This is a genomic window from Pseudonocardia sp., assembly GCF_025965585.1.
Lineage (GTDB): Bacteria > Actinomycetota > Actinomycetes > Mycobacteriales > Pseudonocardiaceae > Pseudonocardia.
Window position 1 is genome coordinate 1 of the sequence record NZ_JAOPWR010000059.1, and the last position, 25,957, is coordinate 25,957.

Genomic DNA, 25,957 nt, shown 5'->3' on the forward strand with positions numbered 1-25,957 from the left:
GCTGGACAGCTGCGCCTGCACGGCGTCGGCGACCTGCGCCCACGTCATGCCGTCGGAGCGGAGCTTGCGGATGAGATCGCGCTCGTAGTAGTCGGCGAGACGCCGCATCTCCTGCACAACGGCATACCAGGCCGCGGCGGCGTCGTTGGTGAGCGGGCCCTCGGTGCTGCGGCCCTTGAGGAACTCGAGGTGGGCGGTGACCGACCGGTCCCGGGTGACGGCGGGGTCGACCCGCTCGATCCAGCGCTCTGCTTCTGCGTACTTCATGCGACAATGATACATTGACGCCAACAAAACGTCGATCTATCGACGACCACGCCGCCGCCGCAAGCCGCAACGGGGGAGCAGGAGCGGCTACAACCCGCCGAGCGGCTCCACGCCGGTGATCCACACCACGGCGCTGCCGTCCTCGTCGGAGGCGGCGAGGTCGACCTCGGCGGTGATGGCCCAGTCGTGGTCGCCCTCGGGGTCGTCGAGGACCTGGCGGACGAGCCAGCGCTCGGGCTCCTCGGTGATCGTGATCATCGACGGCCCGCGGGCGTCCGGGCCGGTGCCGATCGCGACCAACGTGTCGCCGTACTGCTCCCAGTAGGGGAGCAGGGCCTCGCGCCATGCCTCGGCGTTCCAGCCGGAGTCGGAGTCCAGCTCGCCGAGCAGGTCCCAGCGCCGCAGGGCGGCGAGCTCGACGCGGCGGAACATCGCGTTGCGCACCAGCACCCGGAACGCGCGGACGTTGCGGGTGACGCCCGCGGGACCGGAGTCGATCGAGGGCGGCGCGATCTCGTCGCCGGTCCCGGCGCCCGCCGCGAGCGCCTCCCATTCGTCCAGGAGGGACGAGTCGACCTGGCGCACCAGCTCGCCCAGCCACTCCTCGACGTCGGTGAGCTCCTCGGTCTTGGCCTCGTCCGGCACGGTCTGGCGCAGGGCGCGGTAGGCGTCGGCGAGGTAGCGAAGCACCAGGCCCTCCGACCGCGCCAGCTGATAGTGGGAGATGTACTCGACGAACGTCATCGAGCGCTCGAACATGTCGCGGGCCACCGACTTGGGCGAGAGCCGCGCGTCCTCCACCCACGGCGCCCCGCGCCGGTAGGTCTCCAGCGCGCCGGTCAGCAGCTCGTCGAGCGGCTTGGGCCAGGTGACGTCCTCGAGGAGCTGCATGCGCTCCTCGTACTCGATGCCCTCGGCCTTCATCGCCGCGACGGCCTCACCCTTGGCCTTGTTCTGCTGGGCGTAGAGGACCTGGCGGGGGTCGTCGAGGGTGGCCTCGATGATCGACAGTACGTCCATCGCGTAGGTGGGCGAGGACTTGTCCAGCAGCTCCACCGACGCCAGCGCGAACGGCGAGAGCGGCTGGTTGAGCGCGAAGTCGAGCTGCAGGTCGCCGACGAGGCGCACGCGGCGGCCCTCGGCGTCGGGCTCGTCGAGCTGCTCCACCACGCCGGACGCGAGCAGCGCCCGGTAGATCGCGATGGCCCGCAGGATGTGGCGGCGCTGGCGCGAGCGCGGCTCGTGGTTGTCCTCCAGCAGGTGCCGCATGGCCGCGAATGCGTTCCCCGGCCGGGAGATCACGTTGAGCAGCATCGCGTGCGAGACCTGGAAGTGGCTGGTCAGCGGCTCGGGCTGGGCCACCTGCAGCTTCCCGAACCCGGTCTCCGACCACCCGATGAAGCCCTCGGGGGCCTGCTTGCGCACGATCCGCTTGCGCTTCTTGAGGTCGTCGCCCGCGCGGGCGAGCAGCCGGGCGTTCTCCACCTCGTGGTCGGGCGCCTCGGCCACGACCGTGCCGACGGTGTCGTAGCCCGCCCGGCCGGCGCGTCCGGCGATCTGGTGGAACTCGCGCGCCTTCAGCGGGCGGGTGCGCTGGCCGTCGTACTTGGTCAGGGCGGTGAAGAGCACCGTGCGGATGGGCACGTTGATGCCGACGCCGAGCGTGTCGGTGCCGCAGATGACACGCAGCAGCCCGGCCTGGGCGAGGGTCTCGACGAGCCGCCGGTAGCGGGGGAGCATGCCCGCGTGGTGCACGCCGATGCCGTGGCGCACCAGCCTGCTCAGGGTCTTGCCGAACCCCGAGGTGAACCGGAAGTCCCCGATCACCTCGGCGATGGCCGCCTTGTCCTCCTTCGACGTGACGTTGACGCTCATCAGCGCCTGTGCCCGCTCGACGGCCGACTGCTGGGTGAAGTGCACGACGTAGACGGGCGCCTCGTGCGTCTGCAGCAGCTCGGTGATCGTCTCGTGCAGCGGCGAGTAGACGTAGCGGTAGTTCAGCGGCACCGGCCGCTCCACCGACGTGATCACCGCCGTCGGGCGGCCCGTACGGCGGGTCAGGTCCTCCTGGAAGAAGGACACGTCGCCCAGCGTGGCGCTCATCAGCAGGAACTGCGCCTGCGGCAGCTCGATGATGGGCACCTGCCAGGCCCAGCCACGGTCGGGATCGGCGTAGAAGTGGAACTCGTCCATGACGACCGAGCCGACGTCGGCCGCCGCGCCCTCGCGCAGCGCGATGTTGGCCAGGATCTCCGCGGTGCAGCAGATGATCGGGGCCTTCTCGTTGACGGCCGCGTCGCCGGTGAGCATGCCGACCATGTCGGCGCCGAACACGTCGATCAGCGCGAAGAACTTCTCGCTGACCAGCGCCTTGATCGGCGCCGTGTAGAAGCTGCGCTGCCCGCGCTGCAGCGCCACCGCATGCGCACCGATGGCCACCAGCGACTTCCCCGACCCCGTGGGCGTGGAGAGGATGACGTTGCTGCCGGTGACGAGCTCCAGCAGCGCCTCCTCCTGCGCCGGGTAGAGCGAGAGGCCCTGCTCCTCGAACGCCCAGTCGGTGAACGCCTCGACGAGGTCGTCCGGATCGTCGAGGGTGGGGGGAAGGCGTTCGGTGAGGGTCATGATGTCTCCGATCGTCCCATCGTGCTCCGGTCGTGCCTGATGTCCCCCGGTCGGGGGCGCTAGCCTGGGCTCGTGACAGGGACCCCGGGCGGTATGCCCGATCTCGTGTCGCCCATGCAGCCCTCGGCCGGATCGGGCCAGCCACCCGCCGGACCGGACTGGGTCGTCGAGCTCGCCTGGACGGGCCACCGCTGCATCGCCTACGTCGAGCCGGGGCGCATCCGCCTCCTGAGCTCGGGTGGCGTCTCGGTGACCGCCGCCTACCCCGAGATCGCCGCGCCGCTCGATCGCCGGTCGCCATCGCGCGGGATGATCCTCGACGGCACGATCGTGGCCCGCGGGGAGGAGCACGCGCCCCGCCCGAACCTGCTGAAGAAGCGCAGCGCGCGGTTCCACCCGTCCGAGCAGCATATCCGGGCCGTTCCGGTGGACTTCCAGGTCGCCGACCTGCTCTGGCTCGACGGTCACAGCGCCGTCGACCTGCCCTACCGCGACCGGCGCAGCCTGCTCGAGGGCCTCGGCTTCGACGAGGCGCCGGTCTGGACCACCTCACCCCTTCCGGTGTCGGAGCTGGAGTCGATGCTCCGGATCGCCGATGTGAAGGGTGTGGACGCCCTGCACGCGCGACACCTGGGCTCCCGCTACCGGCCCGGGGGGCGCTCGCCTCTGTGGGTGCGGGTCCCGGTGCCGCGCACCCGGCAGGTCGTGGTGGGCGGCTGGACGCCCACCGACCCCGACCATCCCGACCTCATCGCGAGCCTGCTGCTCGGTGTGCCCGATCCAGCGGGCGCGCTCCGCTACGTCGGCCGGGTCGGGGTGACGGGGGAGCAGCGCGGCCAGGTCGCCGCCCTGCGCAAGCTGCGGCGCGACGCGTCCCCGTTCGGCGACGGGACGCGCGTGCCCACGGAGGCGGCGGCGCGGGCCATCTGGGTGGCCCCGCGGCTGGTGGGGTTCGTGGAGTTCACCGGCTTCACCGCCGACGGCCGGCTGCGGCTGCCGCACTGGCGCGGTCCCGTCCCCACCTCCGACGTCGACGAGACCCGCTGGGCCGTGGCCGCCGACCCGCCCGCCCACCGGTCGTCCGACCGGCAGGCCGGCCCTCCGGCGGCGGGCGAGCCGGTCGCGGCGGTGCCTGCGGTCGCCGAGCCGGCGGAGGAGGCCCCGTCGGCCCTCGAGACCCCCGCCGCGGGCCCGACCGCGTCCGGGGCTCCCGGGGCCGAGGCCCGCGCTCTGGAGCAGCATTTCGTCTACAACGCGCTCAACACGATCGCCGCGCTCATCCGCACCGACCCCGGGAGGGCGCGCGAGCTGCTCTTCGGGTTCGCCGACCTGTCCCGGGCCGCCGACCAGTCCGGCGCCACCACCACCCTCGGGCGCGAGCTCGACGCGGTCCGCGGCTACCTCCAGCTGGAGCAGGCGCGGTTCGGAGCCCGGCTGCGCGTCGAGCTGGACGTCGACGCCGGCATGCACGGTGCCGCGGTGGAGCCGATGCGGGTGCTCGCCGCCGTCCGGGAGGCCGTGCAGCAGCACATCGAGCCGCGCCCGCAGGGCGGCGTGCTGACGGTGTCCACGGGCCTCGTCGGCGGCCGCCACGCCGTGACCGTCGTGGGCGGTTCGGGCGATCCGGTGGTGATCGTGCTGCCCACCGCCGGTGCCTCGGTGTGAGCGTTCGCGTGAAGATTTGTCGACGGCAGGCGACGGTGATCGTCGCGATCGGTACCGTTCGCGCATGCTCGGCCTCCCCGACGGCACCCGCGCGTGCCTCTTCGACCTCGACGGCGTCCTGACCGACACGGCCAGCGTTCACGCGGCCGCCTGGAAGCAGATGTTCGACGATTTCCTCAAGGCTCGCGCCGAGCGTGACGGCACGCCCTTCCGGGCGTTCGACGTGAAGGCCGACTACGGCCCGTACGTCGACGGCAGACCCCGCCTCGACGGCACGCGCGAGTTCCTGCGGTCGCGCGGCATCACGCTCCCCGAGGGCAGGCCCGGCGACGCACCGGACGCCCAGACGATCCGGTCCTTGTCGTCGAAGAAGAACGACCTGGTCCAGGAGAAGATCAACACGGTCGGTGTCGACGTCTACCCCGGCTCGGTCGCGTACCTCAAGGCGGCGAAGGCCGCCGGCCTGAAGTGCGCGGTCGTCTCGTCCTCGGCCAACGCCGAGCAGGTGCTGGACGTCGCCGGCCTGGCCCAGTACATCGACCACCGTGTCGACGGCGTGACCGCCAAGGAGCGCGGGCTGCCCGGCAAGCCCGCGCCGGACACGTTCCTCGCCGCGGCCGGTGACATGGAAGTACCGAAGGAGCAGGCCGTGGTGTTCGAGGACGCCACCGCCGGTGTCGAGTCGGGCAAGGCCGGCGGGTTCGGGTTCGTGGTCGGGGTGGACCGGGTAGGACACGCCGCGGAGCTCCGGCGACGCGGAGCCGACGTCGTCGTGCAGGACCTCGCCGAGCTGCTGGAGGAGAAGTCGTGAGTCCTGATCCCGCTCGTGCGTTCGCGGTCGAGCCGTGGGTGGTGCGCGAGCCGCGCCTCGACATGGAGAACCTCGGCCAGACCGAGTCGGTGTTCGCGCTGTCCAACGGCCACATCGGCCTGCGAGGCAACCTCGACGAGGGCGAGCCGCACGCCACCCCCGGCACGTACCTCAACTCGTTCTACGAGAAGCGGCCGCTGCCCTACGCGGAGGGCGGCTACGGCTACCCCGAGTCCGGCCAGACGATCATCAACGTCACCAACGGCAAGCTCATCCGGCTGCTGGTGGAGGACGAGCCGTTCGACCTGCGCTACGGCGAGCTGCGCCACCACGAGCGCGTTCTGGACCTGCAGGCGGGCACGCTCACGCGCGAGGTCGAGTGGGCATCCCCGGCGGGCCGCGCGGTGAAGGTGCGCAGTACCCGCATGGTCTCGCTGACCCAGCGGGCGATCGCGGCCATCCGCTACGAGGTCGAGGTACTCGACGAGCCCGCGCTGCTGGTCGTCCAGTCCGAGCTGGTGGCGAACGAGCAGCTCCCGGCCCGCGACGACGACGACCCCCGTGTCGAGGCCGCGCTCACCGACCCCTTGCAGTCCGAGCAGCACCGCAGCGACGACGCCGGCGCCACGCTGATCCACCAGACCCGCCACTCGGGCCTGCGCGTGGCCGCCGCGATGGACCACGAGGTGCTCGGCCCCGAGGGCACGAAGATCACCTCGGAGGCCACCGAGGACATCGGGCGCACCACGGTGATCGCGCGCCTCAAGCCCGGCGAGACGCTCACGATCGTCAAGTACCTGGCGTACGGGTGGTCGTCACGCCGCAGCCAGCCCGCTCTGCACGACCAGGTGCGGGCCGCGCTCGCCGCCGCGCGCTACACCGGCTGGGAGGGCCTGCTCGCCGAGCAGCGCCAGTACATGGACGACTTCTGGACCACCGCCGACGTCGAGATCGACGGCGACGCGGAGCTGCAGCAGGCCGTCCGCCTCGCGATCTTCCACGTGCTGCAGGCGGGGGCCAGGGCCGAGCGCCGGGCGATCGGGGCCAAGGGCCTCACCGGCGAGGGCTACGACGGGCACACATTCTGGGACACCGAGACGTTCACCCTCCCGGTGCTGTCGTTCCTCGCCCCGGAGGCGGCGGCCGACGCGCTGCGCTGGCGCCAGTCGATCCTGCCGCTGGCCTACGAGCGCGCCGAGCAGCTGGGCATCGGCGGCGCCGCGTTCCCGTGGCGCACGATCCGCGGGCAGGAGTGCTCCGGCTACTGGCCCGCGGGCACCGGCGCGTTCCACATCAACGCCGACATCGCCGACGCCGTGCGCCGCCACGTGGCAGCCACCGGCGACGTCGACTTCGAGCGCGAGGTGGGCCTCGAACTGCTCGTCGCGACCGCGCGGCTGTGGCGCTCGCTGGGCCACCACGACGCGTCGGGCGAGTTCCGCATCGACGGCGTGACCGGCCCCGACGAGTACACCGCCGTCGTCGACAACAACGTCTACACGAACCTCATGGCGCAGCTGAACCTGCGCGCCGCCGCCGACACCGCCGCCCGGCACAACCGGGCGGCGGCCAGGCTGGGCGTCAACGCCGAGGAGATGGCGAGCTGGCGTGACGCCGCGAAGGCGATGCGCATCCCGTTCGACGAGGTGCTGGGCGTGCACCCGCAGTCGGAGAGCTTCACCGACCACCAGATGTGGGACTTCGAGCACACGCCGCCCGAGCACTACCCACTGCTGCTGCACGTGCCCTACTTCGACCTGTACCGCAAGCAGGTGGTCAAGCAGGCCGACCTGGTGCTGGCCATGGTGCTGCGCCCCGACATGTTCACGCCCGAGCAGATGCGGCGCAACTTCGCCTACTACGAGGCCGTGACGGTGCGCGACTCGTCGCTCTCGGCGTGCACCCAGGCGGTGATGGCGGCCTGGACCGGGCACCTGGACCTCGCGTTCGACTACCTCGCCGAGTCGGCCCTGGTCGACCTCAACGACCTGGCCGGCAACTCCGACCACGGCGTGCACATCGCGTCGATGGCCGGCAGCTGGACCGCCGTCGTCTCCGGGTTCGGTGGCATGCAATGCGACGCGAACGGCCTGCGGTTCGCGCCGCGGCTGCCCCCGGCGCTGTCGCGGATCTCGTTCGGGCTGCTGTGGCAGGGCCGCCGGCTGCGCGTCGAGATGCGGCAGGACGAGGCCGAGTACACGCTGGTCACCGGCCCTCCGATGCGGTTCCGCCACCACGGGGAGCCGGTGGCGCTGGCGGGCGACCCGGTCACACTGCCGGTGCCGCCCGTCGAGCCCGTCGAGCCGGTGGAGCAGCCCTACGGCCGGGCCCCGAAATCGCGCCACCCGGGTAGCTGATCCACGCGTGCGGGCCGCTCCGATCGGGTACGCGGTGGCGTTGACGTCGTCCCGCTCCCCGATCGGAGGGTTCTCCCATGGACACCGCCCGCGCCCGTGACCTGCTCACCGCGGAGCTCGCCGACCTGGATGAGCGCGTCCGGTACGCGGAGTCGTCGCGGGCCGAGGCCGCGTCCGACGCCGGTGACGAGGGTGGCTCGGGCACGCACCCGGCCGACCACGGCGCCGACGTGACCTCGTCGATGGACAGCGAGCTGCTCCTGGACACGGTCGCCGACCAGCGCCGGGGCGTGCGCGGCGCGTTGGCACGCATCGAGGCCGGCAGCTACGGCCGGTGCCTCGTCTGCGACCGCGAGATCGACGACGAGCGGCTCGAGGCCCGTCCCGAGGTGCCCACCTGCCGTGAGCACGCCGACACCCCGGTGGTGGTGTAGGCCTGCCGCCTCCCGGGGTACTCCTCGGACGAATCCGACGAGAGGACGAGCACCATGGCAGGCACCCTGAGCGGCAAGCGCATCGCGATTCTGGCCGCCGACGGCGTGGAGCAGGTGGAGCTGACCGAACCGCGCGCCGCGGTGACGGCCGCGGGCGCGACCACGGACATCGTGTCGCTCTCCGACGGCACGATCCAGGCGATGAACGGTGACATCGAGCCCGCGGACACGTTCACCGTGGACCTCACCGTCGCCAAGGCCTCGGCCGGCGACTACGACGCCCTGATCATGCCCGGTGGCACGGTCAACGCCGACAAGCTCCGCGTCGACGGGGACGTCCGCGCGTTCGTGCGCGAGATCGTCGGGGCGGGGAAGCCGATCGGCGTGATCTGCCACGCGCCGTGGACGCTGATCGACGCCGGGCTGGTCGAGGGACGGACGCTGACGTCGTTCCCGAGCGTCCGCACGGACCTGCGCAACGCGGGCGCCACCGTGGTCGACGAGGAGGTCGTCGTCGATCGCGGACTGGTCTCCAGCCGCGACCCGCACGACCTGCCGGCGTTCTGCGCCGCCGTCGTCGAGGAGTTCACCCGCTCCTGAACGCCGTTCGCGCGCTCGGGACGGCGGCGGTCTCTTTGGCGGCTTCAGGTGACGGAAGCGCGGCGCTGGTACGTTCGTAAGTCGCTTCTCCACATCCCGTTGCGCGCGAAGGTGATCCGCCGGTGTCCAACAGCACGTCTCCCGCGCAGTCCAACGGGACCGATCCGAACGTCGATCCCGACGGCATCGAGCGCGAGCGTCGCTACGTCGCCATGCTCTACGAGCGGCTCGACGTGCGGCGGGCCGAGACCGCGCAGCGGCTGCACGACGTGCTGCACGACGAGACGGTCGGTACCCCGCAGGCCCTGACCGAGCGCGACGTCGCCGCCGGGATCTACACCGACCGCCTGGCGGCGCTGCGCGCGGCCGAGCACGGGCTCGCGTTCGGCCGCCTCGACGCCGACGACGGCGAGCGGCGCTACATCGGCCGGCTGGGCCTGCTCGACGAGGACAACGACTACGAGTCCTTGCTGATGGACTGGCGCGCCCCGGCGGCGCGGCCGTTCTACACGGCCACGGCGGCCTCCCCGGAAGGCATCCGCCGCCGCCGGCACCTGCGCACCCGCCGTCGTGAGGTCACGGCGATCGACGACGAGGTGCTCGACATCGACGCGGCCGGTGCCGCCGACCAGGCCAGCGGCCTTACCAGCGAGGCCGCGCTGCTGGCCGCCGTCGGCGCGAGCCGTACGGGCCGGATGTCCGACATCGTGGCGACCATCCAGTCCGAGCAGGACGCGATCATCCGGTCCAAGCCGTCGGGCGTTCTCGTGGTGCAGGGCGGCCCCGGCACCGGCAAGACGGCCGTGGCGCTGCACCGGGCCGCCTACCTGCTCTACACCCACCGCGACCGCCTGGCGCGGCGCGGCGTGCTCGTCGTCGGGCCGAACCCCACGTTCCTGTCCTACATCGGGCAGGTCCTGCCGTCGCTGGGCGAGACGTCGGTCGTGCTGGGCACCGTCGGGCAGCTCTTCCCGGGCCTGGACGCCCGCCGCCCCGAGCCGCCCGCGGTGTCGGAGGTCAAGGGCCGGCCCGACATGGCGCCGGTCGTGGCGGCGGCCGTCCGCGACCGCCAGCAGGTGCCGCCGCGCCCGGTCCGGCTGGTCGTCGACCAGCAGGACGTCCGGCTGGACCGCGACATCGCGAACACCGCCCGCACCCGGGCCCGGCGCTCGCGCAAGCCGCACAACGAGGCGAAGCGGATCTTCCAGAAGGAGGCCGTCCGGCTGCTCGCCGAGCAGGTGGCGCGCACGCTCGGCGGGCGCGGACTGCTCGACCGCGGCGACATCGGCGACATCCGCGAGGAGCTCAACGAGAGCCGCGAGCTGATGCGCGAGCTCGACAAGCTCTGGCCCACGCTCTCGGCCCAGGAGCTGCTCACGGACCTGTTCGCCGATCGGCGCAAGCTCAACTCGGTGGCCCGGCGCATCCCCGCCGACGACCGGGCGCTGCTGCTGCGCGACCGGCCCGCCGACGACGTGCCCGAAGGCCTGCGCTGGTCGCCGGCCGACGTCCCGCTGCTCGACGAGGCCGCGGAGCTGCTCGGCGACGACGGCTCCGAGGCCGCCGCCCGTGAGGCCGCCGCGCTGCGCGAGGAGATCCAGTACGCGCAGGGCGTGCTCGACGTCCTCGACCTGGAGGAGGACCTCGACGACGAGCTGCTGCGGGCGGGTGACGTCGTCGACGCCGACCGGCTCGCCGAGCGTCAGCAGGTGCGCCGCTACGACTCCACCGCCGACCGGGCGGCGGCCGACCGCGAGTGGACCTACGGCCACGTGATCGTCGACGAGGCGCAGGAGCTCTCGCCGATGGCCTGGCGGCTGATCATGCGCCGCTCGCCGAGCCGGTCGATGACGCTCGTCGGCGACATCGCGCAGACCGGCGACCTGTCGGGCGCGAACTCGTGGGGCGAGGTGCTCTCGCCGTACGTGGCGAGCCGTTGGCGACTGGAGCAGCTGACCGTCAACTACCGGACGCCCGCGGAGATCTCCGACGTCGCCGACGACGTGCTCGCGGCCATCGAGCCCGGCCTCGCCCCGCCGCGCGCGGTGCGGAGCACAGGGGTGCCGCCGCGCGTGATCCGTACCGTCCCCGGCGAGCTGGAGGACGAGATCGCCAAGGTGCTCGCCGAGGAGACCGGCGCCGTGGGGGAGGGGCGCACCGCCGTCCTCGCCCCCGAGGAACGGGTCGCCGCGCTGCGGGAGCGGCTGCTGGGCACGGTCGAGCGCGACCTCGGACCGGTCGGTCCCGACGGGCCGCCCGACCCGGACGTCGACCTGGAGTCGCCGATCGTGGTGCTGCCCATCACCGCGGCGAAGGGCCTGGAGTTCGACGCGGTGGTGCTCGTCGAGCCGGCGGAGGTGCTGGCGGCCAGCCCGAGGGGTGCGAACGACCTCTACGTGGCGCTGACGCGCTCGACGCAGCGCCTGGCGGTGGTCCACAGCCGGGACCTGCCCCCGATGCTCCACCGCCTGGCGGAGCTGGAGGCCTGATCCGGCCGCGACCCGCGTGCGTGGCCCTCAGAGAGGGGTCACGTAGGCGCCGGAGATGCCGCCGTCCACCAGGAACGTGGACGCGGTGATGAAGCTGGCGTCGTCGCTGGCCAGGAACGCCACGGTGCCGGCGATCTCCTCGGGCTTCGCGAAGCGGCCCATCGGGATGTGCACGAGCCGGCGCTGCGCGCGCTCGGGATCGGCGGCGAACAGCTCCTGCAGGAGCGGGGTGTCGACCGGGCCGGGGCACAGCGCGTTGACGCGGATGCCCTCGCGCGCGAACTGCACGCCCAGCTCCCGGCTCATCGCCAGCACCCCGCCCTTGGACGCGGTGTAGGAGATCTGCGACGTGGCGGCGCCCATCACCGCGACGAACGACGCGGTGTTGACGATCGCCCCCCTGCCCTGGCGCTGCATGTAGGGGATCGCGGCCCGGCAGCACAGGTAGACCGAGGTCAGGTTGACCTCCTGCACCCGGCGCCAGGCGTCCAGGCCGGTGGTGAGGATCGAGTCGTCCTCGGGCGGGGAGATGCCGGCGTTGTTGAACGCGACGTCCACGGAGCCGTAGGTGTCCGCGGCGGCGGCGAACAGTGCCTCGACGTCGCTCTCGGAGGTGACGTCGGTGCGGACGAACAGCCCGTCCACCTCCTTTGCCGCAGCCGTGCCGCTGTCGGTGTCGACGTCGCCGATGACGATCTTCGCGCCCTCCGATGCGAGCCGCCGCGCCGTGGCCAACCCGATCCCGCTGCCACCGCCGGTGATCACCGCGGTGCGTCCCTCGAACCGTGCCGTCATGGCGGTCAGCCTAGAAGCCCCCGTTCCGCGCGCCGTTTTGCGTCCGCGCACACTCCGTGGACGGTGCGAGGACGCAAATCAGCGCGCGGATCGGGGGCGGGCCGCCTCGACGAGGGCGGCCATCAGGCGGGCGTCGGCGGCCGTCTGCTCGGGGTGCCACTGGACGCCCACCACGAACGGCGCGCCCGCGAGTTCGACGGCCTCGATCGTGCCGTCGGCGGCCCGGCCGGTGGCGACCAGCGCGTCGCCGAGCCGGTCGATCGCCTGGTGGTGGTGGCACCGCACCGACACGGCCGGGCCGAGGGCGTGTCCGGCGAGCGCGGCGGGGTCGAGCGCCACCTCGACGCTTCCGAACACGCCGGGCGCCGGGTTGTGGCCGTCGTGACCGACCACGTCTGGGAGGTGCTGGGTGAGCGTGCCGCCGAGCGCGACGTTGAGCACCTGCATGCCACGGCAGACCCCGAGCACCGGGATCCGCCGGTCCAGGGCCCGGCGCAGCACCGCGGCCTCGGCGTCGTCCCGCTCGGTCCGGGGCACACCCGTGCGGGGATGCGGGTCGGCGCCGTAGCGGCCGGAGCTGACGTCGGGGCCGCCCGAGAGGATCACCGCGTCGAGCCGGTCGACGGCCTCGGCCGCCTCCACCAGCGGCGGGAGCAGCACCGGGACGCCACCCGCGGCCACCACCATGACGCTGTAGCTGAGGGGCAGCAGCACGGCGTCGGTGTCCCACACCCCCCACGCGGCCCGCTCGCCGTACGCGGTGACGCCGACGACGGGGCGGCTAGAGGCGCTCGAACCCACGCCTGCGCTCCCAGTCGGTGACGGCGGAGTCGAACGCCGCCAGCTCGATGCGAGCGGCGTTGGCGTAGTGGTCCACGACCTCCTGGCCGAACGCGTCCACCGCCGCCGTCGAGGCCGCGAAGAGCTCCGCGGCCTCCCGCAGCGTGGACGGCACGCGCTCGGCATCCGAGGTGTAGGCGTTGCCCTGGAGCTCCGGGCCGAGCGGCAGCTCGTGCTCGATGCCGTGCAGCCCGGCCGCGATGAGGGCGGCGACGCCGAGGTAGGGGTTCATGTCGCCGCCCGGCACGCGGTTCTCCACGCGCAGGGCCGGACCGTGCCCGACGACGCGCAGCGAGCACGTCCGGTTGTCGGTGCCCCACGCGACGGCGGTGGGCGCGAACGAGCCCTCGGCGTAGCGCTTGTAGGAGTTGACGTTCGGGGCGAAGAGGTACGTGAACTCCCGCAGCAGGGCCTGCTGCCCGGCGAGGAAGTGGCTGAACAGCGGGGAGAAGTCGTGCTCGCCGTCGCCGGGGAAGACCGCGCCGTGTTCGGGGTCGCGCAGCGAGATGTGGATGTGGCACGAGTTGCCCTCGCGCTCGTCGTACTTCGCCATGAACGTCAGTGCCATGCCGGCCTGGTCGGCGATCTCCTTGGCCCCGGTCTTGTAGATCGTGTGGTTGTCGCAGGTGGTGAGCGCGTCGGCGTAGCGGAAGGCGATCTCGTGCTGGCCGAGGTTGCACTCACCCTTGGCCGACTCCACGACCATGCCCGCGCCCGCCATCCCGTTGCGGATGCGGCGCAGCAGCGGCTCGACGCGGGCGGTGCCGAGCATCGAGTAGTCGACGTTGTAGAGGTTGGCCGGCTGCAGGTCGTGGTAGGCCTTGCGCCAGGCCGTGTCGAACGAGTCGGCGAAGAGGAGGAACTCCAGCTCCGTGCCGACGTCGGCCACGAGCCCGTGCCCGGCGAGCCGGTCGAGCTGCCCGCGCAGGATCTGCCGTGGCGAGGCCACCACGGGCGATCCGTCGGCCCACTGCCCGTCGCACAGCACGAGCGCGGTGGCCTCGTGCCAGGGGATCCAGCGCAGGGTCGCCATGTCGGGCCTGAGCACGAAGTCGCCGTAGCCGCGCTCCCAGCTCGACATGGCGTAGCCGTCGACGGTGTTCATCTCGACGTCCACCGCGAGGAGGTAGTTGCACGCCTCGGTTGCGTGGCCGACGACCTCGTCGAGGAAGTAGCGGGCGGCGCAGCGCTTGCCCTGCAGCCGGCCCTGCATGTCGGTGAACGCGACCAGCACGGTGTCGATCGTGCCGTCGTCGACGTGGACGCGGAGCTGCTCGACGGTGAGCCTGCCCTGGTGATGCCTCATGGGCGTGAGCGTCTCACGGCTCGTCGGTGCTGCGGGCCACCGTCAGCAGGTGATCGAGATCGGGTCCGTCGAACTCCGCGACAGCGCGGTCGTACTTCTCAAGGCCCCACGACCAGAAGTCGAAGTCCAGCGGGCTCGACCCGTCCTGGATCGACGCCCACAGCATCCAGCCGTACTTCGCCACCAGCCCGAACAGCCGCGCGCGGGCCACCTGCGACGGGCGGGGCCGGCCGAAGTAGGCGGTGACCAGCACGTCCAGCAGCGGGACGGGCAGCGTCGCCTCGCTCCAGACGTTGCCCAGCTCGAAGCAGGGGTCGTTGTTGCCCGAGTACTCGTAGTCGATGATCCGGATGCGGTCCCCGGTGTCGATGAGGTTGCCCGCGAGGAGGTCGTTGTTGCACGGCAGGGTGTGCGTGCGCGGGCCCAGCGCCTCCCGGACCCGGGCCAGCGTGGGCGCGAACTCGTCGTAGCGCGGCGGCAGCCGGAACCCGTGCTCGGCGACGATCCGGCGGTACCGGGCCTGCACGGCGAACATGTCGAAGTCGCCTATGAACCGCGGGCCGGCGTGCAGCTGCCGGCACGCTGCGGCGACGCGGCCGAGCACGGCGGGGTCGTGCAGGTCGTCGTCGGTGAGGGCGGAGCCGGGGAGGAACCCGACGACCAGCCCCTCGCCGGGCCGGTAGTGCAGCACCGGGGCCCCCACCCCGGCTTCCGCGGCGGCGACGGAGTTGGCGTACTCGTGGTCGCGGTCGATGCCCAGCAGCCCGGGCCCGGCCGCGGGGATCCGCACGACCACCGTCCCGTCGGGCGTGGTGACCTTGAGGTTGCGGTTGGTCAGCCCGCCGGGGAGCTCCTCGACGGTCCGCGGACGGCCGGACGTGCGGGGGATGGCGTCGAGGAGCTCGTCGTCGGCCGGCACCGCAGGGATCGTAGGGACTCGCCCGGCCACCGGACCAGACCGTAGGGTCGGCTCCTGTGAGCGACCTGCGCGACCGCGCCCGCATCGTGATCATCGGCGGGGGTGTCGGCGGCGCGAGCGTGGCCCACCACCTGGCCGAACGCGGCGAGACCGACGTCCTGCTGCTCGAGCGCTCGGAGCTGACGAGCGGGTCGACGTTCCACTCGGCGGGCCTGGTCGGGCAATTGCGCGCCGACCCGGCCCTGACCCGGATGAACGTCCACTCCGTGGAGCTGTACCGCAAGCTCGAGGCAGGTGAGCACGCCCCCGGATGGGTCGAGTCGGGATCGCTGAAGCTGGCGTCGTCGCCTGAGCGGCTCGGCGAGATCCGCCGCCAGCACGGCTGGGCGCAGCGGGCCGGGCTGCCGCTGGAGCTGCTCTCGGCCGACGAGGCGCGCGAGCTGTTCCCGATCATGAGCACCGACGGCGTGCTGGGTGCGGCGTGGACGCCGACCGACGGCCAGGTCGATCCCGCCCGCCTCTGCTACGCCCTCGCCGCCACCGCCCGGGAGGCCGGGGTGAGGATCGCGCAGCGCACGCGCGTCACGGCGATCGACACCGTCGACGGGCCGCACGGCCGCCGGGTCACGGGCGTGCGCACCGACAAGGGCGACGTCGCGTGCGAGATCGTCGTGAACTGCGGGGGCATGTTCGCCGCCGAGATCGCGCGGCTCGTCGACGTCCGGATCCCGGTGGTGCCGATGTCGCACCAGTACGTCGTGACGGCGCCCCTGCCGGCCGGTTCCCTGCCGGAACGCCCGCTGCCGTCGCTGCGCGACCCCGACCTGCTCGTCTACTACCGGCAGGAGATCGACGGGCTGGTGATGGGCGGTTACGAGCGCCACTGTGCGCCCGCGTGGGCCGACCACACCCCGCCCGCCGACTTCAACGGCAAGCTGCTGCCGCCGGACTGGGACCGCTTCGACGAGATCATCGCCAACTCGCAGGTCCGGGTGCCCGTGCTGGCCGAGGTCGGCGTCGCGTCGATGATCAACGGGCCGGAGGGCTTCACCCCCGACAACGAGTTCTGCCTCGGCGAGACCGAGGTGGCCGGGTTCTTCGTGGCCGCCGGGTTCTGCGCCCACGGGATCGCCGGCGCCGGAGGGATCGGCGACGTCATGGCCGCATGGATCCTCGACGGCGACCCGGGCACGGACCTGTGGCACATGGACGTCCGCCGCTTCGGTGCCCACTACCGCTCGCCCGGCTACACGCTCGCCCGGACGGTCGAGAACTACGAGAGCTACTACGACATCCGCTGCCCCGGCGCCGAACGCAGCGCCGGACGCCCGCTGCGCATCTCACCCGCCTACCCGTGGCATGCCGCCCACGGCGCCGCCTTCGGCGAGAAGGCCGGGTGGGAGCGGGTCAACCACTACGCGGTGGCCGGGTCGGAGGACCTGCGCCCGCGCGGCTGGGCCGGCCGGAACTGGTCGCCGTGCGTCGAGACCGAGCACGTGGCCACGCGGACGTCGGCGGGGCTGTTCGACGAGTCGTCCTTCGCGAAGATCGAGATCAGCGGCCCGGACGCGACAGCGTTCTGCGCGCAGGTGTTCGCGGGCGATCTCGACCGCCCGCCCGGGGCCGTCGTCTACACGCAGGCGCTGAACGAGCGCGGCGGCGTCGAGATGGACGTGACGGTCACCCGTGTCGCCGCCGACGTGTTCTCCGTGGTCACGGGCACGGCGTTCGGTCCGCACGACCTCGGCCTGTTGCGCCGGCACGCGCGGGGGACGAGCGCGGACGTCCGGATCGCCGACGTCACCGCGGCGTGGGCGTGCTTCGGGCTGTGGGGGCCGCGGGCGCGCGACCTGCTGGCGCCGCTCACGCCGTCGTCGCTGGACAACGCCGCGTTCCCGTACCCGTCGATGCGGGAGATCGTGGTCGGTGACGTGCCGGTGCGGGCGCTGCGTGTCACGTACGTGGGGGAGCTCGGCTGGGAGTTGTACTGCCCTACGGACTACGGCGCCGCGCTGTGGTCGACGCTCGCCGCCACCGGCGCCACCCCCGGCGGCTACCGCGCGATCGAGAGCCTGCGGCTGGAGAAGGGCTACCGCGCCTGGGGCTCCGACATCGGCCCCGACACCACCCCGCTGGAGGCCGGGCTGGGCTTCGCCGTCCGTCGCGGGGACGGGTTCGTGGGGGCGTCGGTCCTGCGGGCGGCGCCCGTGAGGCGCCGGCTGCGCTGTCTCGTGCTCGACGACCCGCGCGCCGTCGCCCTCGGCGGCGAGCCGGTGCAGGTGGGGGAGCAGGTGGTGGGGCAGGTGACCTCGGGCGGCTACGGCTACACGGCGGCGAGGTCGATCGCCTACGCGTACATCCCGGTGGACGCCGAGGGCGGGGTGACGGTGGCGGTGGACGGCGAGCGGATCCCGGCCCAGCTCGCGAGCGGCCCCCTCCACGATCCGAAGGGCACGAGGATCCGGGCCTGACCCACGCCACCCCCCGGGCCACCTCGGTGGTCGAGGATCGCACCCCACGCGCCTCGGATCGAGCGCGCTCCGGCAGGGCCTCGATGTAGGCAGGCAGCGCCGGCGACGCGGCGGTACCGGCGGATCGGCGAGGTCCGCGGACCGCTGATCACTGCGCGCTCTGTCCGGCTCGCTCCACGACCACCGCACTCCCGGCGGGGCCGGCCCGGACAGGCCATGACCAGCGTGCACCGGGTGTGGCTGTGGACGGAACCGGTGCACCCTCGGCGGGCCGGTCGGGGGGCGCGGGCCGTCCACCCGGGTCAGGCGGCCTCGTCGCCCCCGGTCAGCGTCTCCAGCACGCCGTCGCCATACTTGGCCAGCTTGTTCTCGCCGATCCCGCTGATCGTGCCCAGCTCGGTGAGGGTGGTGGGCATCCGCGTGGCGATCTCGCGCAGCGTGGCGTCGTGGAAGATCACGTACGCGGGCACGCCCTGCTCCTTGGCCGTGGCTCCCCGCCACGCGCGCAGGCGCTCGAACACCGGTGCCGCGCCGGGGGCCATCTCGACCTGCGCCGCCTTGGACGACCGCGTGCGGGTGCGTGCGGTGCGTTCGGGGTCGCGGCGCATCTTGACCCTGCGCTCCCCGCGCAGCACCGGGCGGCTGGCGTCGGTGAGCACGAACGTCTGGTACGTGCCCTCGACGCCGAGCAGCCCCTGGGCCATGAGCTGCCGGATCACTCCGCGCCACTCGCCCTCGCCGAGATCGGCGCCCACGCCGAACACGGTGAGCGAGTGGTGGTCGAACTGCTCGACCTTGGCTGTGCGCTTCCCGAGCAGGATGTCGATGATCTGGCCGGCGCCGAACTTCTGGCCGCGCTCGCGGTCGAGCCGGAACACCGTGGAGAGCACCTTCTGCGCGGGCACGGTCCCGTCCCACGACTCCGGCGGGGTCAGGCACGTGTCGCAGTTGCCGCACGGGTCGCCCTGCTGGCCGAAGTAGTTGAGCAGCTGGACACGGCGGCACTCGACCGTCTCGCACAGCGCCAGCATCGCGTCGAGGTGCTGGGAGAGGCGCTGGCGGTGCGCGCGGTCGCCCTCCGACTCGTTGATCATCTTGCGCTGCTGGACGACGTCGGCGAGCCCGTAGGCCAGCCACGCGGTGGACGGCAGCCCGTCACGGCCGGCGCGGCCCGTCTCCTGGTAGTAGCCCTCCACCGACTTGGGCAGGTCCAGGTGGGCGACGAACCGCACGTCGGGCTTGTCGATGCCCATGCCGAACGCGATGGTCGCGACCATCACGATGCCGTCCTCGCGCAGGAACCGCGCCTGGTTCCGCGCGCGCAGGCCGGCGTCGAGGCCCGCGTGGTACGGCAGGGCCGGGATCCCCTGGGCCACGAGGAACTCCGCCGTCTGCTCCACCGACTTGCGCGACAGGCAGTAGACGATGCCCGCGTCGCCGGGGTGCTCACTGCGCAGCAGGTCGAGCAGCTGCCTGCGCGGCTCGTTCTTCGGCGCGATCCGGTACTGGATGTTCGGGCGGTCGAAGCTGGCGACGAAGTGCCGCGCCTCGGTGAGGCCCAGCCGCTGCGCGATCTCGGTGTGCGTGCTGCGCGTGGCGGTGGCCGTCAGCGCGATGCGCGGGACATCCGGCCAGCGCTCGTGCAGCTGGGAGAGGGCGAGGTAGTCGGGGCGGAAGTCGTGGCCCCACTGCGCGACGCAGTGCGCCTCGTCGATGGCGAACAGGGCGATGGTGCCGCGGTCGAGCAGGCGCAGCGTGGACTCGACGCGCAGCCGTTCCGGGGCGAGGTAGAGCAGGTCCAGCTCGCCGGACAGGTACGCCGACTCGACGGCGCGCCGCTCGTCGGGATCCTGGGTGGAGTTGAGGAACCCGGCCCGGACGCCGAGCGCCGTGAGGGCGTCGACCTGGTCCTGCATGAGGGCGATCAGCGGCGACACCACCACGCCGACGCCCGTCCGGACCAGCGCCGGGATCTGGTAGCAGAGCGACTTGCCGCCGCCGGTGGGCATGAGGACGAGCGCGTCGCCCCCGCCGCTGACGTGCTCGACGACGGTGGCCTGGTCACCCCGGAACGCGTCGTAGCCGAAGACGCGCCGGAGCACGTCGAGCGGAGCGGGCGCGGTGTCGGGGAGGGCCACGGGCCCGATCGTAGGCGGCGGGTCCGACGGCCCGTGGCGGAACCGTCGATCAGGCTGTCGCCGTCTCCCGACGTCGCGCGGCGGGGTGCGCCCGCCGCAGACCGAGCCCGACGACGAGCGCGACGACGATGCCGCACGCGGCGACGATCGGGATCACGGCATTCACCGGCAGCCACTCCGCGAGCGCTCCCGCCGTCGCGAACCCGAGGCCCTGAGTGACCATCATCCCGGCCGACTGCAGGGCGAAGCCCCGTCGCCGCAGGTCCTCGGGCACCGTGGCCAGCGCGAGCTGGTCGAGCCCGATGAAATAGCTGGTGGTGAGCCCGGCGAGCACCAGCAGGGCCATGGTCACGGGCAGCGACGGTGTGACCGCGAACAGCAGCACCGGCGCGAAGCCTGCGGTCGCGAGGGGGACGACGAGCCGGGCGCGCCGGGCGGGCGTGAGCAGCGACCCCGCCAGCAGCTCCCCGAGCACAGACCCCACCGGCAGCCCGGTGAGCAACAGCCCGACCGCGACGGTGCCCTCGCCCAGCCGGTGGGCGTAGGGATTGGCGAGCGCCTCGGGGGCGACCGCGAAGAACGCGGGGAGCCACGACATGGCCAGGACCGACCGCATGCCCGGCACCGCGAGCAGCACCCGCAGGGCGGCGACCGGCCCGATCGGGTCGACGGCGCGACCGGCGGGTGGGCACCGGCGGGTGCCGACGAACAGGACGACCGCCGAGAGCGCGTAGCCCGTCGCCGCGGTGAGCAACGCCTGCGCCGGGGTGACGATCACGAGGGCGAGGCCACCGGCGGCGAAGCCGACCATCTGGGCGTTCTGCGACACCAGCCGCAGCAACGAGCGGCCGTAGGCGAACCCGTCGTCGCCCAGCAGTTCGGGCAGGGTCGCCGCGCGGGTGCCGGAGAAGATCGGGTCGATCGTGCCCTTGACCGCCAGCAGCGCGAGCATCGCGACGATCGGCATGCCGGGCACGGCCATCAGCACGAGCAGCCCTGCGCACACCGCCTCGCAGGCGACCAGGACGTCCCGGCTCGGCCGGTTCCGCCCGACCCCGCCGAGGAACAGCGCGCCGAGGCCCATCGGCACGAACCCGATCGCGAACGTCAGCGAGGCGAGCAACGGGGAGGAGGTCCGCTGGTAGACGAGCACGGTCAGCGAGACGTCGCCGATGATCATGGCGAGCATCGCGAACACATGCGCGCCCAGCACGGCCCGGAACTCGGCTCCGCGCAGGACGGTGCGGTAGGTGGACACGCGTCGAGCCTCCCCGATCGCGGGACGGATCCCGCACGCTTCGGGCAGGATCGAAACGTGCCCCTCGACCTGCAGCTCGACACCGCCGACGTGCTCGGCCTCCGGTTCGCGCGATCACCGTTGTGGGAGACGATGGAGGCGCTGCGCGTCACGCGGGAGCCGTGGCGCCAGGCCTACCACCTCTCATGGCTGCGGGCACTCGACCGACGTGTGCTCGCGGCTGCGTCGGAGGTGCTGGCACCGCTCGTACCGCGGCCCGGGTTCACGCCCGACTTCCTCGTCCCGACCCCGGTCGGCCCCACCACCTCCTTCGACGACGAGCTCGCGGCGGTCGCGGCGACGCCGGTCGACCAGGTGGTCCGGGAGCTGGAGATCGGCCGGACCCACGCGCGGGCGGCTCAGGACGTGCGCGACGGTCTCGCGGACCTGCTCGCCGACCCGGCCCGCAGCCTGGGCCGCATCGTGGCCGCGCAGCGCGTCTGCTGGGAGGTGTTGATCCGGCCGTTCTGGGCGGCGATCGACGACCTGCTCGCCGCGGACATCGCCCACCGGGCGGCGGCGCTGGCCACCGGCGGCCTCGCGTCGGTGCTGAACGACCTGCACACCGAGCTGTCGTGGGCCGACGGCGTGCTGGCGTTCCGCGGCGGGTCGCACGGCTTCACCGAGGACGTCCGCGGCCGCGGGCTGGTGCTCCTGCCGAGCGTGTTCGCGTGGCCGCACGTCATCGCGATCACCGACCCGCCGATGCAGCCCACGGTCGTCTACCCGGCCCGCGGGGTGGGCACGCTATGGCCGCCCGCCCCCGCCCGTGACCCCGGCGCGCTGGGCGAGCTCCTCGGCGGTTCCCGGGCCGCCCTGCTGCGCGCGCTGGGGGAGGAGGCGTCGACGAGCGTGCTGGCCCGGCGAGCCGGGATCGGGCTGCCGACCACGTCGGTGCACCTCAGGGTGCTCCGCGAGAACGGGCTGGTGGCCGCGCGGCGATCGGGGCGGGACGTGCTGCACCGCCGCACCGCCCTCGGAGCGGCCCTGGCCGGCGGCGCCGCCTGACGGCGCCGGCGGTCACGAGCGCCCGGCCGTGTCGATTCGGGCGCCGGAACGTGTCGGGTCGCGGTCGCGGGTGTCGACCCGGGGAGTGCGGGCACGGCACGGCGGCGCCACCACCGTGACGGGCCCGGTGTCCGCCCTACCGTCAGCCTGCCCTGGTATCGAGGGCGCGGCGGGTCAGGCCAGCGACGCGCGCCATGCCGCATGCAGGTCGGCGAACTCGCCGCCCCTTCCCAGCAGTTCCTCCGGGCTGCCGTCCTGGACGACGACACCGTCGGCCATCACCAGCACGCGGTCGGCGATGAGCACCGTCGACAGCCGGTGGGCGATGATCAGCGCGGTGCGCCCGGCGAGCACCGTCTCCAACGCCGCCTGCACCGCCCGCTCCGACGGCACGTCCAGCGACGAGGTGGCCTCGTCGAGCAGCACCACCGCGGGGTCGGCGAGCACCACCCGGGCCAGCGACACGAGCTGCCGCTGACCGGCCGACAGGCGCCCGCCGCGCTTGCGCACGTCGGTGTCGAACCGGTCGGGGAGCGCCTCGACGAACTCCCGCGCCCCCACCGCCTCCACAGCCGCGACGATCTCGGCGCGTGATGCGGACGGCCGGCCCATCGCGACGTTGTCGGCGACGGACCCGGAGAACAGGAACGCCTCCTGGGTGATCATCACCAGCGCCGCGCGCAGGTCGTCGTCGCTCACGTCACGCAGGTCCACGCCGTCGAGCCGCACCGCACCGGCGGTGGGGTCGTAGAACCGCGCCGCGAGCTTGGCCAGCGTGGACTTGCCCGCGCCCGTCGCCCCGACCAGCGCCACCGTCTGGCCGGCCGGCACGCGCAGCGAGAACTCGGGCAGGATCTCCCGCTCGGCGGACCGGCTGTACGCGAAGCGGACCCGGTCGAAGTCGAGCGCCCCCTTCACCGGGACGGGCAGCGCCGTCGGCCGCAGGGGCTCGGGGACCCCGGCGGGGGTGTCGAGCACCGATGCGATCTTCTCCAGCGCCGCGGCCGCCGACTGGTAGGCGTTGAAGAACTGCGCCAGGTCGTCGAGCGGGTCGTAGAAGCGGCGCAGGTAGAGCAGGAACGCCGTCAGCGCGCCCAGCTCCAGCGACCCGCCGACCACCCGCAGGCCGCCGACCAGCAGCACCAGCGCCAGCGTCACGTTGCCGACCAGCCGCAGCCAGCCCACGTACCAGGCGACGGTGCGGAACGCGTCGGCGTTGGCGTCGCGGTAGGCGCTCGACAGGCCGTGCATGATCTGCTCGCTGCGCCGCTCCCGGCGGAACGCCTGCACGGCGCGGATGCCGTTCATCGACTCGACGAGGTGCACGATCAGCCGCGCCACCGTGGTCCGGGTGCGCCGGTAGCTCGCCCTCGACCGCCGCTGGAACCAGCGCGTCAGGGCCACCAGCGGTACGAACCCGACCAGCACGATCCCCGCGAGCAGCGGGTCGAGCCAGATCAGGAGCACCGTGATGCCGACGAGCGACAGCATCGCACCCAGCAGCCCGTCGAGGCCCTTCTCCAGCAGGTCGTTGAGCGAGTCGAGGTCGCTCGTGAGCCGGGAGATGAGCCGGCCCGAGGTGTAGGACTCGTGGAAGTCGAGCGACAGCCGCTGCCCGTGCGCGAAGACGCGCCGGCGCACCTCGAGCAGGAGGTCCTGCCCGATGCGGCCCGACAGCGCCAGGAACGCCGCGCGCAGGGCCGCCGCGCCCAGGCCGGTCGCCGCGTAGCCGCCGATCGCCCAGGCCAGCGGACCGAGCTCGCCGCGTAGCGCCGCGGGCACGCCCGTGTCGATGGTCGTCGCCACCAGCAGCGGCCCGGCCAGCATCAGCGCGTTCTCGGCCACCAGCAGCACGATCGCGAGCACGACGGCCGGCCGGTGCGGGCGCACCAGATCGGCGACGAGCGCGCGGGCGCGACGCTGCAACCGCAGGCCGGTGCTGGTCGAGACGACGTCGGCCTCGTCGTCGTCGCCGCCGATCCCACGCCAGTCGGTGCCGGTGTCGGTGCTCAAGCGATCGCCCCCTCTCGATGGTCGTCCAGGCTCGAGACCAGGGCCCGGTACGCCGGGTCGGTGGCGAGCAGCTCGCTGTGGTCACCCACGGCCGTGATCCGCCCGTCCTGCAGCATCGCGACGCGGTCGGCGAGCTGCACCGTTGACGGCCGGTGGGCCACCACCAGCGCCGTGACACCGCCGCCTCGCCTGCGCTCGGCGGCGCCGTCACGGCGTGCCGTGACGTGTCGATGCGCGACCTCGCCAGCTCGGTCCCGGCCGCCCAGCACGCGCCGCAGGGCGCCCTCCACCTCCGCCTCGGTGTGCACGTCGAGCGCCGAGAGCGGGTCGTCGAGCACCAGCACGGGCGGGTACCCGAGCACGGCGCGGGCCAGCGCGAGCCGCTGGCGCTGCCCGCCCGAGAGCGACATGCCCTGCTCGCCGATGCGCGTGTCCAGCCCCCACGGCAGGGCCGCGACGAAGCCGTCGGCGCTCGCGACGCGCAGCGCGTCCCAGATCGCGTCGTCGGGGGCGTCCGGGACACCCAGCGCCACGTTCTCCCGCACGCTCGCCGAGATCAGCACCGGGTCCTCGAACGCCGTGACGACGGCGCGGCGCAGCTCGGCCAGCCGCACGTGCCGGACGTCGACGCCGTCGAGCAGCACCGCGCCACCGGTGACGTCGTAGAGGCGCGACAGCAGCGCCGTGAGCGTGGTCTTGCCCGATCCGGTGGCCCCGACCAGCGCCATCGTCTCGCCGGGCCGGACGGTCAGGTCCACCCCGCGCAGGATCTCGCGGTCGGCACCGGGGTAGGTGAAGTGCACGTCGCGCAGCACGAGCTCGCCGAGCACCGGTGCCGCCAGCGGCTCGGGCGCGGCGGGGTCGGTGATGGCCGGTGCGATGTCGCGGACCTCCCAGTACCGCGTGGTGGCGGCCGCGGCGTTGCTCGCCTCGGCGAGCAGGTACCCGATCGACGCGATCGGCCAGTACAGGTAGGTGAGCACGGAGACCGCGGCGACGAGCGTGCCCAGCGTGATGGTCCCGGTGGCGACGCCCCGCGCGCCGACGCCGAGGATCGCGGCGATCGCGAGCTCGGGCAGCATGATCAGCACCGCCCAGAGGGCCGCGAGCAGCCGCACCTTGAACAGCTCGGTGCCGCGCAGGTGCCGTGCCTCGGCCAGGTACCGGGCCGTCAGCTCGCGTCCGCGGCCCAGCGACTTGAGCACGCGGATGCCCAGCGCCGACTCCTCGACGACGCTGGCCAGGTCGCCCGCCTGGTCCTGGGCTCGGCGCGCGGCCCGGGAGAAGCGGCGCTCCAGCATCAGCGTGAGAGCGGTGAGCGGGACGGCCGTGATCGCCACGACGAGGCCCAGGGGCGGCGAGAGCCAGACGAGCACGCCGATGCCGACCACCAGGGTCAGTGCGTTGACCACCAGGAAGATGCCGGAGAACGCGACGAACCAGCGGATCGTCGTCAGGTCGGAGGTGGCCCGCGACAGCAGCTGGCCCGACGCCCAGCGGTCGTGGAACGCCACGGGCAGCCGCTGCAGGTGGGCGAACAGGTCTGCCCGCATCGAGGCCTCGATCTGGTTGCTCGGCCGTGCGACCAGCATCCGCCGCAGGAAGACCAGCCCCGCCTCGACGAGGCCGAGCGCGAGCACGCCCAGCACCAGCCAGGGCAGCAGCCCGAGGTCGCCCCGGGCGATGGAACCGTCGACGATGGCACGCGTCCAGAGCGGGACGGCGAGACCGGCCAGGGTGCCGACGAGCGCGGCGACACCGCTCCCGACCAGCGGCAGGCGGTGGGGGCGGACATAGGGCAGCAGCCGGCGCAGGGCGGAGAGGGTGGGTCGCGGGGCGCCGGCGAAGGAGGATTCGCTCATGGCTCGGTCGACGCTATGCCCCCGTGATGCTGGGCGCATCCGAGTTCCTGGTCCGTCGTG

The 25,957-nt window shown here is 73.2% G+C and carries 18 protein-coding genes; 8 read left to right on the top strand and 10 right to left on the bottom strand.

Features of this window, described 5'->3' with window-relative positions; translation table 11 throughout:
* Positions 1–267: hypothetical protein (locus JWR81_RS03505; protein ID WP_297646501.1), on the bottom strand; the 267-nt coding region annotated here is incomplete at its 3' end.
* A gap of 87 nt (positions 268–354) precedes the next feature.
* Positions 355–2,892, bottom strand: coding sequence for an RNA helicase (locus JWR81_RS03510; RefSeq protein WP_297646503.1), 2,538 nt, complete (start codon positions 2,890–2,892; stop codon positions 355–357).
* A gap of 72 nt (positions 2,893–2,964) precedes the next feature.
* On the opposite strand from JWR81_RS03510, the gene JWR81_RS03515 reads away from it, so the two are divergent.
* The 6 genes from JWR81_RS03515 (at position 2,965) to JWR81_RS03540 (ending at position 11,248) form a co-directional block, all read left to right on the top strand.
* Positions 2,965–4,557, top strand: a complete 1,593-nt coding sequence (locus tag JWR81_RS03515) for a histidine kinase (RefSeq protein WP_297646505.1) — start codon at positions 2,965–2,967, stop codon at positions 4,555–4,557.
* Between the two features lie 64 nt (positions 4,558–4,621).
* Complete coding sequence (locus JWR81_RS03520; RefSeq protein WP_297646506.1) at positions 4,622–5,368, top strand: HAD family phosphatase; 747 nt, start codon at positions 4,622–4,624, stop codon at positions 5,366–5,368.
* Positions 5,365–7,725 carry a glycoside hydrolase family 65 protein gene (locus tag JWR81_RS03525; protein ID WP_297646508.1) on the top strand — a complete coding sequence of 787 codons (2,361 nt, stop codon included), beginning with the start codon at positions 5,365–5,367 and terminating at the stop codon, positions 7,723–7,725. Before JWR81_RS03520 ends, JWR81_RS03525 begins: the two co-directional genes overlap by 4 nt.
* A gap of 77 nt (positions 7,726–7,802) precedes the next feature.
* Positions 7,803–8,159 (top strand): TraR/DksA C4-type zinc finger protein, encoded by a 357-nt coding sequence (locus tag JWR81_RS03530; RefSeq protein ID WP_297646510.1) that lies wholly within the window; start codon positions 7,803–7,805, stop codon positions 8,157–8,159.
* Positions 8,160–8,213: 54 nt separating this feature from the next.
* Positions 8,214–8,759, top strand: coding sequence for a type 1 glutamine amidotransferase domain-containing protein (locus JWR81_RS03535; protein ID WP_297646512.1), 546 nt, complete (start codon positions 8,214–8,216; stop codon positions 8,757–8,759).
* Between the two features lie 212 nt (positions 8,760–8,971).
* On the top strand, positions 8,972–11,248 hold the full coding sequence (locus JWR81_RS03540) for an ATP-binding domain-containing protein (RefSeq protein WP_297646574.1): 2,277 nt from the start codon (positions 8,972–8,974) through the stop codon (positions 11,246–11,248).
* A 27-nt stretch (positions 11,249–11,275) separates the two neighbouring features.
* Here the strand turns inward: JWR81_RS03540 and JWR81_RS03545 are convergent, their stop codons facing one another.
* From JWR81_RS03545 to JWR81_RS03560, 4 genes are all read right to left on the bottom strand, one after another.
* A complete protein-coding gene (locus JWR81_RS03545) occupies positions 11,276–12,043 on the bottom strand; it encodes a 3-oxoacyl-ACP reductase (RefSeq protein WP_297646514.1) in 768 nt (255 codons plus the stop codon).
* A 78-nt stretch (positions 12,044–12,121) separates the two neighbouring features.
* Positions 12,122–12,844 (bottom strand): gamma-glutamyl-gamma-aminobutyrate hydrolase family protein, encoded by a 723-nt coding sequence (locus tag JWR81_RS03550; RefSeq protein ID WP_297646516.1) that lies wholly within the window; start codon positions 12,842–12,844, stop codon positions 12,122–12,124.
* Positions 12,825–14,189, bottom strand: coding sequence for a glutamine synthetase family protein (locus JWR81_RS03555; RefSeq protein WP_297646518.1), 1,365 nt, complete (start codon positions 14,187–14,189; stop codon positions 12,825–12,827). Before JWR81_RS03555 ends, JWR81_RS03550 begins: the two co-directional genes overlap by 20 nt.
* A 13-nt stretch (positions 14,190–14,202) precedes the next feature.
* The gene (locus JWR81_RS03560) at positions 14,203–15,108 is read right to left on the bottom strand and encodes a choline/ethanolamine kinase family protein (RefSeq protein ID WP_297646519.1); all 906 of its coding nucleotides are present in this window, start codon (positions 15,106–15,108) and stop codon (positions 14,203–14,205) included.
* A gap of 56 nt (positions 15,109–15,164) precedes the next feature.
* On the opposite strand from JWR81_RS03560, the gene JWR81_RS03565 reads away from it, so the two are divergent.
* Positions 15,165–17,579: an FAD-dependent oxidoreductase gene (locus JWR81_RS03565; protein ID WP_297646521.1), complete on the top strand. Its 2,415-nt coding sequence runs from the start codon at positions 15,165–15,167 to the stop codon at positions 17,577–17,579.
* A 302-nt stretch (positions 17,580–17,881) separates the two neighbouring features.
* Here JWR81_RS03565 and recQ read toward each other — a convergent pair whose 3' ends face one another.
* Together recQ and JWR81_RS03575 are read right to left on the bottom strand one after the other, a co-directional pair.
* On the bottom strand, positions 17,882–19,717 hold the full coding sequence (gene recQ, locus JWR81_RS03570; RefSeq protein WP_297646523.1) for a DNA helicase RecQ: 1,836 nt from the start codon (positions 19,715–19,717) through the stop codon (positions 17,882–17,884).
* A gap of 49 nt (positions 19,718–19,766) precedes the next feature.
* Positions 19,767–20,975, bottom strand: a complete 1,209-nt coding sequence (locus JWR81_RS03575) for an MFS transporter (protein ID WP_297646525.1) — start codon at positions 20,973–20,975, stop codon at positions 19,767–19,769.
* Between the two features lie 57 nt (positions 20,976–21,032).
* On the opposite strand from JWR81_RS03575, the gene JWR81_RS03580 reads away from it, so the two are divergent.
* The gene (locus tag JWR81_RS03580; protein WP_297646526.1) at positions 21,033–22,022 is read left to right on the top strand and encodes a DUF5937 family protein; all 990 of its coding nucleotides are present in this window, start codon (positions 21,033–21,035) and stop codon (positions 22,020–22,022) included.
* A gap of 174 nt (positions 22,023–22,196) precedes the next feature.
* Here the strand turns inward: JWR81_RS03580 and JWR81_RS03585 are convergent, their stop codons facing one another.
* Both JWR81_RS03585 and JWR81_RS03590 read right to left on the bottom strand, forming a co-directional pair.
* Entirely contained in the window at positions 22,197–24,035 is a 1,839-nt protein-coding gene (locus JWR81_RS03585) for an ABC transporter ATP-binding protein (RefSeq protein ID WP_297646528.1), read from the bottom strand.
* Positions 24,032–25,897 (bottom strand): ABC transporter ATP-binding protein, encoded by a 1,866-nt coding sequence (locus JWR81_RS03590; protein WP_297646529.1) that lies wholly within the window; start codon positions 25,895–25,897, stop codon positions 24,032–24,034. The genes JWR81_RS03585 and JWR81_RS03590 overlap by 4 nt, the downstream gene beginning before the upstream one ends.
* Between the last annotated feature and the right edge of the window lie 60 nt (positions 25,898–25,957).